Origin of the sequence: Legionella cincinnatiensis (assembly GCF_900452415.1) — a bacterium.
Classification (GTDB): Bacteria; Pseudomonadota; Gammaproteobacteria; order Legionellales; family Legionellaceae; genus Legionella; species Legionella cincinnatiensis.
In genome coordinates this window covers 2,834,692-2,853,765 of sequence record NZ_UGNX01000001.1, presented here as the reverse complement: position 1 = coordinate 2,853,765, position 19,074 = coordinate 2,834,692, and the positions used below count along the sequence as shown (strand labels likewise).

The following is a 19,074-nucleotide window of genomic DNA, read 5'->3' as shown; positions in this document are numbered from 1 at the left end:
CTCACAATAAAAATCTATTAATACTATTCATCATTAATTAAATGAGGGTAAAATTAATGTATCTTGAATCCAATCAAATTGTATTCTCACCGTCAGATTTGACTCAGTTTATGGATAGCCCTTTTGCTTCGTGGATGGATCATCTGGCAATAACAAATCCTGAGTTACTCCCTCCTGCTGATGAAAATAATGAGTTGCTCAGCGTCTTGCATGATATGGGAAATCAACATGAATCAGAAGTATTAGCCGCTTTTGAAGCAAGAGGATTAACGATTACTAATTTGCGCAAGCGAACAGATTCATATGACGCTACTATAGATGCTATGAAAAATGGAATAGATGTAATTTATCAGGCGCATTTGGAATTGTTACCGTTTAGAGGATATGCTGATTTTTTGATTAAAGTCCAAGGTAAAAGTATTTTTGGAGATTATTGTTATGAAGTTTGGGATACTAAATTAGCTAAGTCTGTTAAGTCCTATTTTTTGATGCAATTATGTTGTTATGCTGAAATGCTTCAGAAGATGCAACAAGCAAGAGCAGAGCATATCACCATCATTCTGGGTAACAAAGAACAAAAAAGATTCCGGCTTCATGATTATTTTTATTTCTACCAAAATCTTAAGCACAAATTTTTGTCAGTACATCAACAATTCGATCCCTTTAAATGCCCAGATCCGGCTTTGTCTAAAAGTTGGGGAAGATGGAGCACCCATGCAGAGCACCTTCTATTAAAAGCAGATCATCTGATTCAGGTTGCTACTATTACCTCGGGACAAATCAAAAAATTAAATCAAGCAGGCATCCATACTATGACTGCTTTAGCTAATTGTGAGTATAAAACTGTAAAAGGAATAAAATCTGAATTATTCGAGCACCTAAAAGCTCAGGCCAAAATTCAAAAAGAGAGCATTGGCAAGGATGTTCCTGCTTATCAATTAATTAATCATGAAAATGGAAAAAAACTGGGATTGGCTCTGCTACCCCCTAAATCAAAAAATGATATCTTTTTTGATATCGAAGGGTTTCCTTTAGAAGATGGAGGATTAGAATATCTTTGGGGTGTGACTTATTTTGATGAGAATGAGCAGCGTCGATACATGGATTTTTGGGCCCATAACAAGGATCAGGAAAAAGAAAGTTTTAGATCATTTGTTGAATGGGTATATAAAAGATGGCAGCAAGATCCTTCTATGCACATTTACCATTATGCAAGCTATGAAATTACTGCTTGCCGGAAGTTAATGAGCAAATATGGAGTGTGTGAGTATGAAGTGGATCAATTGTTACGCAATGAAGTATTTGTTGATTTATATAAAATCGTAAAAGGTGCGCTATTAATAGGGGAACCGCGTTACTCAATCAAAAATGTTGAACATTTGTACCGTGCTCAACGAGATACAGAAGTAGGTTCTGGTGGCGATTCAGTGGTTGTTTACGAGCGATGGCGAGAAAACCCTGATGGTGATACTTGGCAAACATCAAAAATATTAAACGATATTCGCTCTTATAATATTGATGATTGTAACTCGACCCAGGAATTGGTTACTTGGTTAAGAGAGAAACAAGCGGAGTGTGGTATTTGTTTTCTTGGCAAAACAGAATTGATCGAACCTGAAATTAAAGAAGAAATTAATGAGCGTATTAAACTTCGTGACAGATTGCTTGAACGAGCCTCACAATTGCATAGCGAAGGCCAGGAACAGTTATCTAAAATTCATTTTGTTATGGCTTGGTCAATCGAATTTCATAGACGTGAATCCAAACCTGTCTTTTGGCGGTTATTTGATCGATTAGGGTTAAGCGAAGAAGAGTTACTTGAGGATATAGATTGCTTAGCCCATTGCCAGCGAACTGAAAAACCACCTTATAAATCTGCTCCAAAAGCACGAAATTTGGTTTACGAATATTCGTTTGATCCGGATCAGGAATTCAAAGCGAATGCAAAAGAATATTATCTGTTAGGAAAGGAGACGTCTGATGGTAAAAACATAAAGGCTACTTGCTATGATGAAGGCAGTGATTTGGAGCATGGGATTATTGCACTGCAAATAAAAAATGAACCTGATAGTCCTGTTACTTTAATTCCAAATGAATATGTTAATCCTGATCCAATACCGCAAGCAATTACAAAACAGGCTGAGGCATTTGCAAAAGGAGCGTTAGCTCAATCCGCTATCGTGGATTTTTTGAGTAAATCTATTCCAAGAATTAAGGGGCATATACCTGGTCAAGCAATATCGTGTAGTCATGATCCAGATCAACGATTGCATGAGATTATTCAGGCAGTGATTAATCTGGATAATAGTTATCTGACTCTTCAAGGTCCACCAGGTGCTGGCAAGACATATACAGGGAAACATTTGATTGCAGAGCTGATTAAAAAAGGAAAAAAAGTAGGGATATCCTCCAACAGCCATAAAGCCATCAATAATTTATTGATTAATACAGCCAAGTATTGTCATAAAGAAGGAGTTATTGGTCATTTTGCGTGTACACGTAACACGGACTCAATCATTGATGAATTGCAGATTAGTGTGCTGGAAAATAAGAGTATCGCTGGCTTTTTGCAACCAGGATGTGTCGTAGGAACTACAGCTTGGGGCTTTGCTAGAGATGATCTGGAGCATGCATTTGATTATCTTTTTATTGATGAGGCAGGACAAGTGAGTGTTGCAAACTTGATTGCTATGAGCAGATCTGCCTCTAACATCATTTTAATGGGGGATCAGATGCAATTGGGTCAACCCTCCCAAGGCAGTCATCCAGAAGATAGTGGATTGTCCATTCTCGATTATCTGTTGCATTCAACTCCGACTATTCCTGACTCAATGGGGATATTTTTGGGAACAACTTATCGTATGCATTCGGCGGTCAATCAATTTATTAGTGAGGCTATATATGAAGGCAAGCTTGAAACTGCTCCAGAAAATGATACGCAATTGATAACTATCCCAGATGGTTATCAGGGTATTTTGAACAAGGAGGCTGGCATAATCGCTGTACCAGTGATTCATGAAGGTAATACTCAAGGCAGTGATGAAGAAGTAGAGCAAATTTTTTCTTTAGCCCATGAATTGTTGGGACGAACTTTTAGGGACAAAAACGGTAAACAAAGAACAATTGATTGGGAGGATATACTTTTTGTTGCCCCATATAATTTTCAGGTTAATAAACTAAAAGCAGCCCTTGGAGATCAAGCAAGGGTAGGTAGTGTTGACAAATTCCAGGGGCAAGAAGCGCCCATTGTATTTTTAAGTATGTGCGCAAGTAGTGCTAATGAGTCACCTCGGGGTTTAAATTTTCTTTTTGACAAAAATCGCATTAATGTTGCGATCTCAAGAGCACAATGTATGGCTATTATTGTGTATTCTCCGGCATTGTTGGATTCTGTACCCAATAATATAGAGCAAATCGCTATGATGAATATGTTTTGTCAATTAGTGAACGATCGGTAGCTTAACACTAAAAAAACAAATCATTTCAGCTCTGCAAACAGCTAAAAAGTGAACAAGTACGTAGGGAACAACCTTAATGAAAAACGAGATACGGAGATACTCATTTTCTGGATTATTTCACTAAAAGCCTTCATCATACCGGCCGTTCCTTAGTTTTTTTAATTATCGGACGATTAAAGAAATACATATTTTTTTGATGCTTGATAGCAAATGAACCTAATTGAAATCATATAATTTTTGTGAATGATTGTTTAGAATATATTTTCAATTGAAAAACTTCTATCGGTATTAAAAATGAGTTTTTTTGAACCAATAATATTGGGGCTGGTGTTAAGTGCAGATTCATTTTCAGCTGCCATCGCAATGGGACTTAAACCCCATACATTAAGAGACTCATTTAAATTTGCATTTTTATCGGGTGGGGCAGAATTCATTGCTACATTTATAGGTGCTATAACTGGTGAAAAAGTGATTTCTCAATTTAGCTCTATCGATCATTGGATTGCATTTTTATTACTGCTCGCTGTTTCTATCCATATGCTTTATGAGGGTTTTGTTGAATGGAAAAACAGAAATAGTACGATACAGGGCGTTAAATTTCATGGTCTTATCAAATTGTTAAGCGTTGCAATTGCAACAAGTTTAGATGCTCTTGCCGTAGGGGTTAGTTTGGGTGTTTCTAATAAACCATTATGGCCTTACTTAATTTCTATAGGTGGTTGGGCATTTGCATCGACTATAATGGGTATGGGTATAGCAAAAAAGATTCCACAACGATTATCGGCAGTTTTCAATATCATTGGAGCATGTATATTACTTATTCTTGCTGTTGAAATGATGAAATTATAATTCTTATCTTTTATAACAGTCTAACAGAATCAAAATATCACTAAAGAGTGATATTTATTTAGTGGCCTGAATTAGCGCTGAAAAATAATTTGGCTCTTCAGGTCTTAGATACCAAGCTAAAGAAATTGAATTCGGATATGATTGATTCTTGTAATTCGTATAGTGTAGTGTGATGCAAAACGCTCAAACATTTATTTTAATTCATGGTGCCTGGCATGCTTCTTGGTGCTGGAATCGTATTGCAAAAGAGCTTTTCTTAAAAGGGCATAAAGTTTTTATGCCTGATTTGCCTGGTCATGGCTTAAAAAATCATAGAAGTAGTAGTTCCATAGGTTTAGCGGATTACGTGAGCAGTGTGGTTCAATTAATTCAACAGCAACAAGAACAGGTGATCCTTGTTGGCCATAGTATGGCCGGTTTAGTTATTTCAGAGGTTGCAGAAATTATTCCCGATGCCATTCGCGAACTCATTTTTGTCGCAGGCTATGTCCCACACGATCAGAAGTCTTTGTTTTCATTAGCCCAAGAATCCGAATCAAATAATCTGACGCCTTTTTTAATTATCGATGAGCTATTACAAGAAATTCGCCTTCAGTGTTCACCAGATTTAATCAATGTTTTTTTTAACTGTTGTAGAAGAGAGGATGCTCAAAAAGCGATGTCTCAATTACAGGCGCAGCCTATGCGACCATTTACTGAAACAATTCATATTGGTGAAAAATATGCTCGTATTCCTAAACGTTCTTTAGTTTGTCGCTATGATCAGGCTCTACTTTCAAGTGATCAGTTGCGTATGAGTAGAGAAGTTACCGATAATATTATATATTTAGATGCTGACCATGCTGCCTATTATTCAGGCGTCAAGCAGATTGTAGATGAATTATTAAAATAAGAGAATTGCTGTATGCGTGAAAAAATTTTAAAAGATTATAATGTTGCTACGACTTCATTATTAGCGAACTATTGGAAGAATGAGGCTAAATCTAAAGAAAATTGGCCTGTACTAACACAAAAGCAAGGTACAAGAGAAAAAGACTTATTTAAAGATCCTCTGATGCAGAACTTTGTTAATGAGCAAATAAAAGAGGAAGCAGAACAAAGACTCGATAAAAGAATGTGGTTGCCATTAGCTACCAGAACGCGTTTCTTTAGACAAACTGTATCCGAAGCCGTGAAAAACAAAGAAATAAAGCAGGTTATCATTTTAGGTAGTGGCTTTGATACTTTGCCCGCACGCAAAATAAAATATACGCAACAATTTGGAGTACGTTTTTTTGAAATTGATCAGCCCCAAATTTTAAACTGTAAAGAACAGATTTATGCAGAACAATATATTAATAAGAATGCCACTTACATCTCTCTCGATTATGTGAAAGGTAATTTAATTGCCGCATTAACAAACAATGATATTGATTTTACAAAGCCCACTTTAATTCTATGGGAAGGAAATACATTTTATCTTGAAAAAGAAGAGGTACTAAGAATTTTACGTGATTTATCAAGTCAGTTTAGCCACTTAGTTATTACGTTCGATTATATGCACACTCTTATGCAAACAGGGGCACAGCAATTAGATTCATCCGCCAAAGAAAAATGCCTCGAAAAAACTTTAGATGAGTTTGCCAGTAAAAAATCTCCTTTTAAAACATTTTTTGAGCCGGACGAGATTGTTTCTGTATGCAAAGAGTTAGGAATTCAATGCGTTGATCATAAAACAGCAGCAGAATTAGCAAAAGAATATAAAGTGGATCAAGAGCCCTACTATACAGCTGAAACTTATTCTATGGTAACGTTTGAGCATAAATAGGCGTCTAAAGCATTTATTTCCACAACTACAAATGAATTCAAAGTACAGCTCAAAGAAATAACTTAAGGACAAAAAGCGAAATAGAAGAAAGAGAGGAGGTCGATGCCAGTTTGCTATGAGCAATTAGCGCATCATTCTTAATAGAATGATGCTTGTTCTCTATTGACACATGGTTTTGTATAAAAAATAAACATATTTGTATAGCCCAGAATTAGTATGTATATAAATGCTATAAATGTAATAGATTGTGGCGCTTATCTTTGTCTACGCTTCGTTAAGTTTTTTAATAGCCAATGAAAAAAATCTCGGGCAAGTTGTCTCACTAATGTATTCTTACTCATTGTTACCAATAGAGAAGGCTCTGAGGTTGTCTCTTTCTCATGTGTGGGTTGAGGGGTATCCATTGCTGTGTTTTGCTTTTTTTCAGCAAGCATTTCTGCAGCGGAATAGGGATTTTGCGGACGAAAATAGCGTTGATACAAATGAGATGCGTTAAGCATTTGTTGTACTTCACTATCAGTTAATATACCCATTCTTGATTCTGGCGGTCTAATCATACAATGAATTAATGGTGTGGGTTCTCCTTCAGCGTCAAGAGCACTCAAAAGAGCTTCACCAATGCTTAAAGTAGTTAGCATTTTTTCTGTATCATAATAGGTTGATGGGGGGAAGTTTTGAGCTACTAATTTCATTGCTTGTCGATCTTTTGCTGTAAATGCGCGTAGTGCGTGTTGAATTTTTAATCCGAGCTGTCCTAAAACAGCCTCAGGAATATCGTTTGGTGTTTGAGTGCAAAAAATCAAGCCCACACCTTTGGAGCGAATTAATTTAACAATGGTTTCTAATGTATTTAATAAGGCTTTGCTCGCATTTTTGAAAATTAGGTGTGCTTCGTCAATAAATAAAACTAATTTTGGTTTATCAGGATCGCCTAATTCAGGTAATTGGCGATAAATATCGGTAAGTAATTTTAACATAAATGTTGAGAATAACTGGGGGCGATCTTGCATGTCCATTAAACGAACAATGGAGATAACTCCCTGGCCATTTTCGTTATATTGTAATAAATCATCAATTTTAAAAGCGGGTTCGCCAAAAAAATGTTGGCCACCCTGAGATTCTAATTCGACTATTTTTCGCATAATAGAACCTATCGAAGCTGTAGCAACACTACCATATTGAGATTCTATTTCTGCATTTCCTTTTTTGCTTTGTATGTATTGCAATAAGGCTTTAAAATCTTGTAGATCAATTAGAGGCATTGAGTTGTCTTTAGCATATTCAAAAATAATAGTGATAACTCCAGCTTGAGTTTCATTAATTCCTAACATTCTTGAAAACAAAAGAGCACCAAAGTCAGAAATAGTTGCGCGCAAGGGGATTCCTGGAACACTACTTAGAGTGAATAACTCTATGGGGTATCCACGTGGAGTATATGATACTTGTAGGGATTGGCATCGAGCCTCGATATCTGGAGTCGCAACTCCTGACTTTGCCAAACCGGAAATATCTCCTTTAATATCCATCACCAGACTAGGGACTCCAGCCAGAGACAATTGCTCAGAAAGCACTTGCATCGTTTTTGTTTTCCCACTACCAGTAGCCCCAGCAATTAAGCCATGTCGGTTAAATGATTTTAGTACGAGATTAACCGGAGCATTTTTTAATATTTTATCTTCAATAAGAATGCCTCCCAATTGTAAGGAAGCAATACTTTTGGGTACTTGATAGGGGGTGCTCAGATCTTCATACATAAAAACATCCTTGTTGCAGTTCATATGAATTAATTATACTCATTAATTTAGATTATTGCTGGGCATATGAATTCGGGGTGAAGCTATAAGAAGTTCTTTAGTGTTAAACTCAAGCTAATACTGCAACAGAGTGTAACACTAGGGGAGGCATTGTATATTTGTATATTATTTATTCTATTTGGTGAAATATTGACCTAAATTTGCTTTGGAGCATGTCTTTTTATAGACCCTCTGCTTTCGCACTGACTTTTCCCAAGATTTTTACTTGTGACTAAGAGGCAGTGCTTTTGCAGAGGGCGACGAAATTTCTATCTTTGTCGTTACAAATCACCAATATATTTTAAAGATTAAGGTTGCAAGTTTTGCTGTATTTTTTTAGCCATGTCTAAATGTTGTGCTACTGCCGCACGAGTATTGCTTAGAAAGCTCTTAATGGATTCTGTCTTAGCCTGTTTCATTAATTGAGTATCAATTAAATCTAAAGCAGCCTGATGCCCTTTTACCATGGCATCAATGTAAGCTTTATCAAATTGTTTGCCTTGTAAGCTTCCCAATTTCATCATTGCTTCATTGCCTTCTGTGGCAAGCTTATTTGACTGATTACTGTTTAGAGACTTGAGATGAAGATTGTGCGCCATTTCAAGGACTTGAGTCAGATTGCTACCATGATGGTCAATGAGAAATTTAGCAAAGTCCATTACATCTGCACTTACTTTTTTGTTGGATGCAACAACTCCCAGTATAATTTCAGTTTTATCAATAACAGCAATGTCTGCCAAAATGTTTATTTCATCGGATGTACTTTCAACATTTTTGACATTTGCTGACGCTGCAAAGCTATTAGTACCCCAAAAAATATTTGCCAAGGTTACCATAAATCCTATTACGAATAAATTTTTTGATGATTTCATATGAATTTCCTTTTCAAGTGATTAAATTAAAAATATTACTCTATACTTTAAAATAAGTAAAAAGGAGATAATGAATATGACATCTGGAAGAGCTGGCGGCGAAGCAATTGATGATACTATTATAAAAATTCTAAATACCTTATTAGAGCTTGAGATGGCAGGCGTAGTGCGTTATACCCATTACTCCTTTATGATCTTTGGTTTTAATCGTATTCCTATCTGTAAATGGATGCGTGATCAAGCTCAAGAGTGTCTTAATCATGCTCATATGATAGGTGAGCTTATTACTCATTTTTCTCATCACCCAACACTTAAAATTGGTAAATTATTAGAAACTCACGAACATAATATTGGTCATATTTTAGAAGAGTCTCTTGAACATGAAAAAGAGGGTTTGAATTTATATCATCAATTATTACAACATGCGGAAAAAAAATCAGTGCTAGTTGAAGAGTTTGCAAGAAAAATGATTCAAGAAGAAGAAATGCACCTTGGTGAAATCTATAAAATGCTTAATCCTCAAGGAGTTTTTAAAGATTAAGAGGAAATCAATCCGTGATGATGATGGACGAATTGAAGTGAAATTTTCCGTTTTGCAAAAAATCTAATGACTTTTTGAAGATCCAAAGGGGAGGCTTCAGTCGAATAGATCGTGTAGGTCTCTATTACGATTATACTTGTTAAAATTTTTCCAGGGATTTTCTGTTTTCTCTAAGCGCTGAAAAATATTTTTTAAATGGTAAGAGCGAGGATTTAATGAATTATCATTCAATTCTTCCCATTCCAGTGGTGTTGCTATAGGTGCCCCTTTTCTAGCTCGTAAAGAATAGGGTGTTATTGCAGTCATGGCATAATCATTGCGTAGAAAATCAATAAACACTTTATTGCCACGTTTATCTTTTCTTTGTTCTAAAGTAGTTATTTTAGGACATTTTTGATGTAGTTTTTCTGCTATTTTTCGTGATATGGCTTTAATCTTATTAAATTTGTAATGCGCTTTTAGTGGCAAATGAACATGAAGACCACGTGAACCAGATGTTTTGACAAAAGTGGTGAGATCATATTCTTCTAATATTTTTTTTAAAGTAAATGCTGCTTCACGAACTTTTTCAAAGTCGTCATCTTGAGGATCAAAGTCAAAAATAATTTGATCCGGTTTTTCAATTGAAGATATTGTGGATAATGAAATATGTAATTCAAGAACATCTTGTGCTGCCAGATAGACTAGCGCTTTTTTAGAACTAATACCCGCCATTTTCATTTCAGAATTATCTTGTAGGGTGGGCACAGTAAATTCTTTAATGAAATCAGGAAAATAATTGGGGCGATGCTTGTTATAAAAACCATTTTCGTTGATACCCTCAGGATATCGTTTGAGAGTTACGGGTCTTTTTTGTACAAAAGGTAAAAGGTAATCAGAAATTTTATAAAAATATTCTACGACCTCTCCTTTTGAAATGTTGTCATCTGGATAAAGTAATTTATCTGCATATGAAATATCAATACCAGCAATTTTCATAGCATTAACTCCCAATTTATTCATTTTTTTGCCCTTCTTGAGCAATTTCATCTAAAGAACGGCCAGTTAATACTGAATTTGGTTCGGAGCTGACTGGGTTTTTACGTGCATCAGCTTGATCATCATCAAGTTTGAAAATGACCCATTGCTCCTTATCTTTTTTGAAATTGGTACGAGCCATAGCATAACCTCCTTTTATTTTTTCTCCATACAATCGAAATTTTAAAGAGCCTTCTTTTAATGCCTTTTGCATTGATTTTTTATTTTCTTCATCATCAATAATGGGTTCATAATGGCCAAAATCCCATACCATAACTACCCCGGCCCCATACTCTCCTTTAGGAATGACTCCCTCAAATTTAGCATAAGTGAGAGGATGATCTTCAGTACGAATAGCTAGTCTTTTCTCATTAGCAGCAGTTGAAAGCCCTTTAGGAATAGCCCAAGAAGCCAATACATCATCCATTTGTAAGCGAAAATCATAATGCAAATGACTGGCATCATGTTTTTGAATGACGAAAATATGATCTTCTTTTTTCTTTTTTGTAGATCTGCTTTGTGGTTCTTTGGTTTTACTAAAGTCTCTTTTTTGCTGATACGTTTTCAAATGATTGTCTGTAGGCATGATTTAATTCCTTTTTTCGAAATCTCAATCAATTATCCTTTTGTTTTTAATGATCGGGGCGTGTTTTACATGATCTAATTATAGATTTATTATCCAATGTCGGCATTATTTTGAAACGCACCTAGGGCGACATAAAAGGTTTTATGTCGCTAAAATCTTCTCTAGGCGAAAGTGGGGGCGCGTAATTCATATAATATTCAGTGTTAAATAAAAACAACCTGATGTCACAATGATGTAATTTTCCAGTGTTATTAATTGCAGATGTAATTTATTTCGCGCTCAGTATCTCTGTGTTCAAGAGTAGGGGGCTTGGATAAAAATCCATAATGAAGCATGCCTGATATAGGCCATTGTAATTGCTGATGCTCTATGACGTGGCCATTACATGAGCTCAAGATAAGTTGTCCATTATTATTGAAAATAGAAAAATTTTTGTCATCCGGTAAATTTTGTACCGCGTCAATCGATAAAGAGGTCATTCTAGGGTTAGTGATAATTGCCTTATATATAAAATCCATACGATTTTCTGGAGATTCTTGCTCCATTGATTCAAAATATTTTTGGATACAAAAAGATAATGATGCTGCACTTCCTGCAAGTGTTTTTGCAAAGCCTTTTTCCCCAGAAGGCAATATACTTTCTTTCATTAAAAAGTTGCCTTCTTTATCTGTTAAATAGAAACTATTTTGCTCTTTACGAATATCCAGAGTTCCTAGTTTATATACTCCATCGTGACAACCTGTAGGACCTAAGGCATCGGTTACAAGAATTATTTTGTTTTTAATTGTATTTTGTATGAGAGAAATAAATGAGGATGATAAGTGTACGCCATCAGTAATAAGTTCTACACCAGGGGGACATTGCTCAGCGTTTTCAAGTATCCATTGTACTACATGGCTTTGAGCATCATTTAAAGTAAGTTGTCGTGTTTCTCTGCTACAGGTCTCTTGACAACCATTACCTAAATGAGTAAATCCACAAGCGCCTGCTGCAATAGCTCGGCTAATGGTCTCCTTATCCTCGGGATTACAGTGACCAATAAATACTTTGACAAAGATTCCTTCTTGCTCAAGTGCTTTTGTCTGTTTAATAAAATCTTCTGCACCTAATAAGTCAGGAGCAATTGTTATTTTCCAATGTTTAATATCAGGGGCGACATCAATAATATCCCTAAATTTTTCCATTGAAATATGTTCTTGTAGTGCCTCTTCAGCATGAGCACCTTTACATTTTTTGGCGATAAATGGACCTTCTAGATGTACACCAATGATTTGAGTACACCCTGGAATAGGGTTTTGCTCTTTTTTCTTTATAAAATCATTAATCTTAATTAATGATTTTTTTAAGTCTGTTAATGGCATAGAGACCAGGGTCGCTAATGCATAAGAAAGCCCTGTTTTACCTAGCGTTTTGACGATGTGCTCTAATTTTTCATCACTTGTTTCATCGCCTAAAGCGGAGAAATCAATACCTCCTTGACCATGTACATGAGAGTCTAACATTCCGGGCATTAGAAAATAGCAGCCTTTAGAATCAATAATTTTTTTATCTTGAAGATGTGATAAGTCATCCTCGAGATTGAAAATTATCCTAAAGCCACTTTCTGTAACCTGTACATGCTTTAACTCTTTAACCCCAGCATCGTTATAAACATAAATATTTTTAATGAGCATTGAACATTCTCGCTTTAGATAATTTTATAATTATTACATACTCATCATTTCTTGGCCCAATTAAAATTGAAACTATTTATTCTAGATGAAACGGTGCTTTTGCTATCTATGGGTTCAATTAATGAAATTACCTTTATCAAATGATGAATAATTTATCTTTTGCATTATTTTATATTATAATTGCCAAATTTTTGTAATAAGAGAAATATAATGCCTTCAAATCAATTGTCTTTATTATGCGAACAAATTGAAAAGCAAAATACTGATCATTTCGGTAAATTTTATATGTATGTTGCTTTGTTAAATACAGTGACAGTGAGAAATAAAACTTTTGCTGATAGCTTACCTAAGTATTCTAGGGGATTGGCCTTTTGGAGAGATAATCGCCTTAACATTGGGGAAATACCCGTGGAGTTTAGCAAGCAACTCAATGCTTATGCGCGAGAGTTTATTAATCCACAACCTCATTGGTCGAATACTATTTATAATATTGCTCTGGCTTATATTCGTAAAGGGAAAATTTCCGATCTCACCTACATTATTGATCAAATGCTCGACCATCTAGTTGCAATACAGGGGCATCAAAGTCATAACGATAATATTTACAATCACATTCATTTTGAAGAAAAAAAAGAAGGTTTGATTGCATTTATTCAACAAGTTTCAATGCTTAATCAGCAATTACTGTCCGCAGTGGATAGTGGTTGTAATACCGCATTATCTTTATTGGTGGTTACTACGGGAGCAGTGCTGATTTTAGCTTCTATTTTTTCTCTTATCCCTACTGTTATTGGCTTGGGGCTTGTATTGGGAGGAGCATATGGTGCTTATCATTTTGTGGAGCAAGCAACGGAACAAACGAAGCTGTTGGAAAAACAAATGGACCAAGTAGTTCAAAAAATAAAGCAACTCCCAAGAGATGAGAGCTTATTTGGTGATGAAAATTACAATGCTTTTTATGCTGCAGTAATTAAACCATTACCTTATGCAGCATTGACAGCAGCGGAACAATTAATGTTTGAGGACTCTCATAAGGATAAATTAACAGAGCAACGCGAGATGCTGGATCAAGTGTGCACTATTTTTTCGTATTGATTTTTAGTTATATGGAGTAGTTGCCCCACTAAAATTGAGGAAAATCAATAGGCTAAGATAATTGAAGCACATTTTGAGATTCCTCTTTTTGAATACTTGCAACTTTTTTACTTTCGAAAAAGGTATTGCGTACAAAATTGTAACCCGATTTTGTAATCTTACTTCCTAATAAACTTGTGCCTATAGCAGTACCTATACTCATCGATGCTTCAATAAAACTCATTGGTGTTGTTAGCAGATTAATACCCAGCGTAACCCCTGTAGTTATATGATTTGACATTTCTTTACTGAAACCCAAATGTGTATTGAGTACATATCCAGCTATAGGCGTTGCAATTGCAGGAATGGGGGAGGTACCGAGTGCAATAAGTAAAAGCGCTCGAATAGCTTGGTTAATCCAATATATAGAATCAGGGTGATAATGAAGACCTTGCAAATAGTCAGTTACTCCTTCATTGGCCAAAGTGATTAATGCGGATAGCAAAAAGCCTTGTCGCGCTGCATCGGTAATTAATTGGATGAGTTCAGGAGAAAATAGCTCTGATAGCTTAATAGAGTTAACAACTTCACTGATCGTGTTATTAAACTCAGTATGAGGGAATATTGGGGGTGGTATTAAATTAGTACTGGAAAATGTTTGGGGGCTGTTCATGAAACATTGGTCTGGGGTACAGTAAGGTCCATTGGTTTCTGTATGAGTCTGACCATTAAAAAGCCCATAAAACCATCCATCTTCTGATTTTTTCTCTTTTTTTTGTTTTTCATTATTCATCATTCTTTTCTCCCTTTAATGTTGTATCCATGGTAAAAGATAGAATTAAATTGATTTTTTTGCTGTAAGCTATATGTGGAGATGATGTGAAAAGTTTCACTAAGTTATTTGCCCGATTTTCCAACAAGATAACCGAGTAAGGCAGAGATTATCGCGGTAATCACTAGAGTGGCCCATTTCCTCTCTTCATCAAGACTTCTTACATCGAAAAATACGGAAACACAATAGCAAAAAACACCTAAAATCATGATCAAAACAATAAAGAAAAGAAGGCAATCTTTTATTCGTCTGATTTTGGCATCGGTTGGATGTTCTTCATGAAACGAGATTTTTTCAGACTCAAAGTTTTTTTCGCTTTCAGAAGAGCTCTTTTTTTGCTCCATGTCCATGTTAAAACCTTATTGATAAGTTCAAATAATAATATATGCCTATAGTATCATAACAAATACTATGAAACAGGAAGATGATTCCTGTGCCTGCATATATTTTATTGTCTGAATTAGGTATGATTAGCTCACCAGAAAAAATGGGGCAATTATGAAAAAATTAGTTCTTCTCTTTATTGTGTTACTTCCATTCAATGTGTTTGCTAGTGATGAAGTAAATCCTAATTCTTATTTCAATAATAATTGTGAGAATTTAAAAGATCCTGATGAGAGAAAAGATTGTTTAAATGTTGAAAAAAGAAATGAAGCAGAACAAAACTTCAGAAATTTTGAGCAAGATAACCAAATGCCCTATCAACAAGATTTTTGAAAAAGACAAATAATTGCAAATTTTGAAAACATAAGGATTGATTATATCAATAAAGGGGAAAAGTAAGCACTCATTTCACCCGTAACATATATTTCTCTAAAGATTTACTGGAAATGCTCTATTTATGAACTATATATACATATAGAAGTCATTTTTGTGAATTCAAGGAGGAGTATGATGAAAAAATATATAATCACATCGTCAGCTTTATTGATGACCTTAAGTTTGATGGGTTGTAATACAATGAATGACGCTAGCCAATATAGCAATTCAACCGTAGGAGCTGGTGTAAAATATGGTGCTACCGCGGTGGGTACTGGGGTAGGTTATATAGCAGATACTGGTGCCTTTATAGGTAATGGTGTTGGCAAAGTAGTAGGGACAGGAGTTGGATTTGTATCTGGCCAACCAGCTACTTATCATAACGTCGGTACCTATCACAATAAGCAAGTTATTTACCACAACGGACATCGCTATATGTTAAAAAATGGTCATTATGTGCGTGTTCAGTGATTTGTTCTAAGTCAACGTTTCGTAGAAGAGAACGTGGATTTACTTCGATCCGTTCGGGCTGAGGAAGCGCATGGGGCTCTCTCGAAGCTTTGGCACAAATTTTCAAATTCTATACTAAGGCTTGAGCGGCATAATGCCTCTCTCAAGCCCGAACGGAGCGAAGTAATAATTCAATCTTTTATCTATAGCTGATATTAATTTAACGTGAGTTTCGTATAAGAGAAGGTGGTTTTACTTTGAGCCGTTCGGGCTGAGGAAGCGCCTAGCGCTGTCTCGAAGCCTTAATACGAATTTTCAAGTTCTGGACTAAGGCTTCGAGACGGCATGAATGCTTCCTTAGCCCGAACGATTCGAGATGGAGGTTGGCTCTCAATAGATTTTTTATCTGATACCCACGTTAATTTAAAAGAAGAACTTTAATGTGACGATCTCCATTCAAATGCTTCAAGTCCATCAACTATATTTTTAGTGGGTATGAATACCTCTTGAGATTCAATAGGCTTGACAAGATCTTTAGCTACAAGAATGGTATCAGGGGGAGCATGTTTTTGCATGTGGCCGGCAATGTCAATCACTCTGTCACTAAATTCCTCTAACGGAGTTGATAAATCATAATACACAAAACCAGTATTTATTCCACAACGAATATGAAATTCTTGTTTCATCATCTTTATTGACTGATTGAAATCACGCAGACTGGAGAGAATATCTTTTGCAGCTTCGAAAGCTTGTTCCGTTGTATTAAAACAGCTCATTACTCCATCAGGTGTCCAGGCTGCTTTAATATAACCATGCTCCTTAAATTTACATACAATGAAATCGTGATATTGATTAAAATCATTTTCAACTATTACCGGATCTTCGCCAATTTTCATGTTAGTAGAATCGACTACATCGATTGCTAAAAATGAGAGATTTCTTCCTGTTTTTTCAAGTTCTTTTTTAAGTTGGATAAATTCTTTCAATAACATTTGCCTGCTTTTTTCCTTGAGTTTACCGGGTTGGTCTATGGTTTCTTCCATCTTTTTCACTAAGGTTTGTTGTTCTTTTGTTATTGCGCGATTTTTAAATTCTTTTAAATTGACTCTCATTTTAATTTTTTGGAGGGACAGTATGTAATTAGAAAGAATAGATGAGATAAATAATAAGCCAATTATTGGAATCAGTCTGGAAAGATCCCAATTTGCTATTTGAGTAGGAACATAGTGTTTTATAGTAGTATTAAGTACTTTGTCTGTTTGAATTACAGGTTTTAAATAAGAATATGAGGATAAATTGCTGATATAAGGAGCAACTATCCCCAAAAATATCGTGAGTATTAAGCACCATACTAGGAGTTTTAACCCCCTTAAAATAAAAAGACCAAAGAGATAAACTGCTTTCATTTTTAGGCTTAACTTATCTTTAATTGATATAATTATAGTTGATTTTTTTCAAAGTAATTCATTTTTCCATTAATTTCTCTTGATTATATAGATACAAAAAGTCATTATTGGAGTTTAATTAATTTAAATTTATAATTTAAAAACCAAATAATTTGATGATATTTTAATTTTCAATAAGTTCTTATTATAATCTCTATGGAAATAAATGATGCAATATGGTAAGATTTGCATTAGACTAAATATCTTGAAATATTGAACCAATGCCTAATACAGATGCTCGCCGCGTAAGAGAAGATTACTGGTATACCTCTGCCCAAATTGTAGATGTTGGAAATGCTTGGCAACGAGAAAGTCCAGAACGACTTTTTTTATACTCCTCCGGAGAAGGCTCAGACAGTACAGCTTTTGAAGCTTACCATGTTCCGCGTTGGGATGATTTACCCAAAAAAATACTTTTGCCTTTAAATATAAATGGCAACCATTGGACAGCAATTGCTATTAACGTAAGTCAGGGGGCTAATCATAAAGTAAACGTTAATATTGGGTATACCGATTCGTTGAACGCTGATGTAAATTTTGCAAACCACTCTCCTCTAGTGCGACAAGAAATTGCAAGAATCGAGGGCCTTTTTCGCCAAGCATATGGTCCAAGTCAGTTAAATATGAGATCAGCAGTTTATCCTTATACCTGGACACAGCCAGATGGTTCTTCTTGTGGTCCTTACTCACTGGTCAATGGTGCACGATGTCTTGATAATCGAGGTCAAGACGCTAATCCAGGAAGAAAAATCATTCGAGAGCAACAACTTAACATGATGACTCAAGGAACAGCAATAAGAAGTTGTTCTACATGCAATGCAGTTGATGAGATATTGTTAGATTGGATTATTGATCGTGCTCAAAATGGTGAGTCTTTGCGTGTCACAACAGATGATAACGTTCTTGATATTTGTCTTTATTATGCGCATAAACATAATCGTGATCTTAATGAAATTGTGCAGATATTTAATAATGAATACGGTTCTAGCAGTGTAAGCGTGTCGTTGTCTCCTAACCAGGTCAATGTACGTGTCCGAGAAATTATTGGCGAACTAGGAATTCAATCCACTAATTATGCTCAACGCCCCATTCAAAAGCATTCTGTTTCTAAAGGGTATGAAGAAGATTATTCAGAGTTAAGTATCGAAGAATTAATTGAGATCTATCAATTAAATGAACCAGTGCAACAAGTTGCTGCTTTAATTGCTCAAGAAAATATTTCTCAAAAAATAGACAGTATTCGTAAAGCTTTATCTGAAAGTATAGAAGATGATGTGTTTGTATTTGAATTAATGCAACAAATTACACTGCAAATGTATAGAGGTCATCAAGTAGAAGCTGAAAACTTAATGAATGACATTCTAGGTGATGGACAACATAAGGATCGCCTCGAGGTGTGTCGTAGTGTGATTTCTGATGTTGTTGGAATGAGAAATTTTTCTCAAGATAATGATGAAAAATTTATATATCTAGCGAGTGCCTATAAAGCTTTAGCTGATGCAATGAGTCAGGTCAAAACAGTCGATCTTAAAACACCCAAAAATGTTCTAGATGCACATGTTTCTTTATTGCAGGGGGCTATTGATAGGAACAATGCATCTTTGCTAAGACAAGTTTGCTTCGCTATCAAAGATTTTGGTTCCGCATTTCTTGAGTTTATCACTGGTGGGATTTGGCAATCTGATATTAAACGCATTACAGTTATTAGTGAACGATTTAAAACGGCACAGGGAAATATCAGTACAGACCAACTTCAACAAGAACGAAGTGCCATTGAAACAATTTTAAATGCAAAAGCCAGTTTAGAAAGAGAGCTTGGCGAAGATTTAGCATTTCAAAGTCCTAGGTTAACCGTTTCTGATCAATAAGCAGAGAAATAGTTTACCAAGATGAAAATAGTTTAAAAATTAGAAACATT

General features: G+C 35.3%; 17 protein-coding genes. 9 read left to right on the top strand and 8 right to left on the bottom strand.

What is annotated here, in order from left to right; genetic code table 11:
- The first annotated feature begins 56 nt into the window (after positions 1–56).
- From DYH34_RS12755 to DYH34_RS12740, 4 genes are all read left to right on the top strand, one after another.
- Positions 57–3,458, top strand: a complete 3,402-nt coding sequence (locus DYH34_RS12755) for a TM0106 family RecB-like putative nuclease (RefSeq protein ID WP_058465562.1) — start codon at positions 57–59, stop codon at positions 3,456–3,458.
- 294 nt (positions 3,459–3,752) lie between these two features.
- Positions 3,753–4,307: a manganese efflux pump MntP gene (locus DYH34_RS12750; RefSeq protein WP_058465563.1), complete on the top strand. Its 555-nt coding sequence runs from the start codon at positions 3,753–3,755 to the stop codon at positions 4,305–4,307.
- Positions 4,308–4,479: 172 nt separating this feature from the next.
- On the top strand, positions 4,480–5,199 hold the full coding sequence (locus tag DYH34_RS12745; RefSeq protein ID WP_058465564.1) for an alpha/beta hydrolase: 720 nt from the start codon (positions 4,480–4,482) through the stop codon (positions 5,197–5,199).
- Positions 5,200–5,211: 12 nt separating this feature from the next.
- Positions 5,212–6,114 (top strand): class I SAM-dependent methyltransferase, encoded by a 903-nt coding sequence (locus tag DYH34_RS12740; protein ID WP_058465565.1) that lies wholly within the window; start codon positions 5,212–5,214, stop codon positions 6,112–6,114.
- 254 nt (positions 6,115–6,368) lie between these two features.
- Here DYH34_RS12740 and DYH34_RS12735 read toward each other — a convergent pair whose 3' ends face one another.
- Entirely contained in the window at positions 6,369–7,868 is a 1,500-nt protein-coding gene (locus DYH34_RS12735; protein ID WP_058465566.1) for a helicase HerA-like domain-containing protein, read from the bottom strand.
- 347 nt (positions 7,869–8,215) lie between these two features.
- On the bottom strand, positions 8,216–8,779 hold the full coding sequence (locus DYH34_RS12730; RefSeq protein WP_238589532.1) for a DUF4142 domain-containing protein: 564 nt from the start codon (positions 8,777–8,779) through the stop codon (positions 8,216–8,218).
- 76 nt (positions 8,780–8,855) lie between these two features.
- Between DYH34_RS12730 and DYH34_RS12725 the strand changes: the two genes are divergently transcribed.
- Entirely contained in the window at positions 8,856–9,320 is a 465-nt protein-coding gene (locus tag DYH34_RS12725) for a ferritin-like domain-containing protein (RefSeq protein ID WP_058465567.1), read from the top strand.
- Between the two features lie 96 nt (positions 9,321–9,416).
- Here the strand turns inward: DYH34_RS12725 and ligD are convergent, their stop codons facing one another.
- From ligD to DYH34_RS12710, 3 genes are all read right to left on the bottom strand, one after another.
- Positions 9,417–10,322, bottom strand: coding sequence for a non-homologous end-joining DNA ligase (ligD, locus tag DYH34_RS12720; protein ID WP_238589533.1), 906 nt, complete (start codon positions 10,320–10,322; stop codon positions 9,417–9,419).
- Entirely contained in the window at positions 10,315–10,923 is a 609-nt protein-coding gene (locus tag DYH34_RS12715) for a DNA polymerase ligase N-terminal domain-containing protein (protein ID WP_058465568.1), read from the bottom strand. Before DYH34_RS12715 ends, ligD begins: the two co-directional genes overlap by 8 nt.
- A gap of 251 nt (positions 10,924–11,174) precedes the next feature.
- Positions 11,175–12,596 carry an N-acetylglucosamine-6-phosphate deacetylase gene (locus tag DYH34_RS12710; protein ID WP_058465569.1) on the bottom strand — a complete coding sequence of 474 codons (1,422 nt, stop codon included), beginning with the start codon at positions 12,594–12,596 and terminating at the stop codon, positions 11,175–11,177.
- Positions 12,597–12,806: 210 nt separating this feature from the next.
- Between DYH34_RS12710 and DYH34_RS12705 the strand changes: the two genes are divergently transcribed.
- On the top strand, positions 12,807–13,691 hold the full coding sequence (locus DYH34_RS12705) for a hypothetical protein (RefSeq protein ID WP_058465570.1): 885 nt from the start codon (positions 12,807–12,809) through the stop codon (positions 13,689–13,691).
- A gap of 52 nt (positions 13,692–13,743) precedes the next feature.
- Here the strand turns inward: DYH34_RS12705 and DYH34_RS12700 are convergent, their stop codons facing one another.
- Positions 13,744–14,466 carry a hypothetical protein gene (locus DYH34_RS12700; protein WP_058465571.1) on the bottom strand — a complete coding sequence of 241 codons (723 nt, stop codon included), beginning with the start codon at positions 14,464–14,466 and terminating at the stop codon, positions 13,744–13,746.
- Between the two features lie 101 nt (positions 14,467–14,567).
- Positions 14,568–14,852 carry a hypothetical protein gene (locus DYH34_RS12695; protein ID WP_058465572.1) on the bottom strand — a complete coding sequence of 95 codons (285 nt, stop codon included), beginning with the start codon at positions 14,850–14,852 and terminating at the stop codon, positions 14,568–14,570.
- A 148-nt stretch (positions 14,853–15,000) separates the two neighbouring features.
- On the opposite strand from DYH34_RS12695, the gene DYH34_RS12690 reads away from it, so the two are divergent.
- The gene (locus DYH34_RS12690; protein WP_058465573.1) at positions 15,001–15,219 is read left to right on the top strand and encodes a hypothetical protein; all 219 of its coding nucleotides are present in this window, start codon (positions 15,001–15,003) and stop codon (positions 15,217–15,219) included.
- Between the two features lie 243 nt (positions 15,220–15,462).
- Positions 15,463–15,732 carry a hypothetical protein gene (locus DYH34_RS12685; RefSeq protein ID WP_238589534.1) on the top strand — a complete coding sequence of 90 codons (270 nt, stop codon included), beginning with the start codon at positions 15,463–15,465 and terminating at the stop codon, positions 15,730–15,732.
- A 416-nt stretch (positions 15,733–16,148) separates the two neighbouring features.
- On the opposite strand, the gene DYH34_RS12680 is transcribed toward DYH34_RS12685, so the two are convergent.
- On the bottom strand, positions 16,149–17,117 hold the full coding sequence (locus DYH34_RS12680; protein WP_058465575.1) for a hypothetical protein: 969 nt from the start codon (positions 17,115–17,117) through the stop codon (positions 16,149–16,151).
- A 260-nt stretch (positions 17,118–17,377) separates the two neighbouring features.
- On the opposite strand from DYH34_RS12680, the gene DYH34_RS12675 reads away from it, so the two are divergent.
- Complete coding sequence (locus tag DYH34_RS12675) at positions 17,378–19,024, top strand: Ulp1 family isopeptidase (protein WP_058465576.1); 1,647 nt, start codon at positions 17,378–17,380, stop codon at positions 19,022–19,024.
- Positions 19,025–19,074 lie beyond the last annotated feature (50 nt).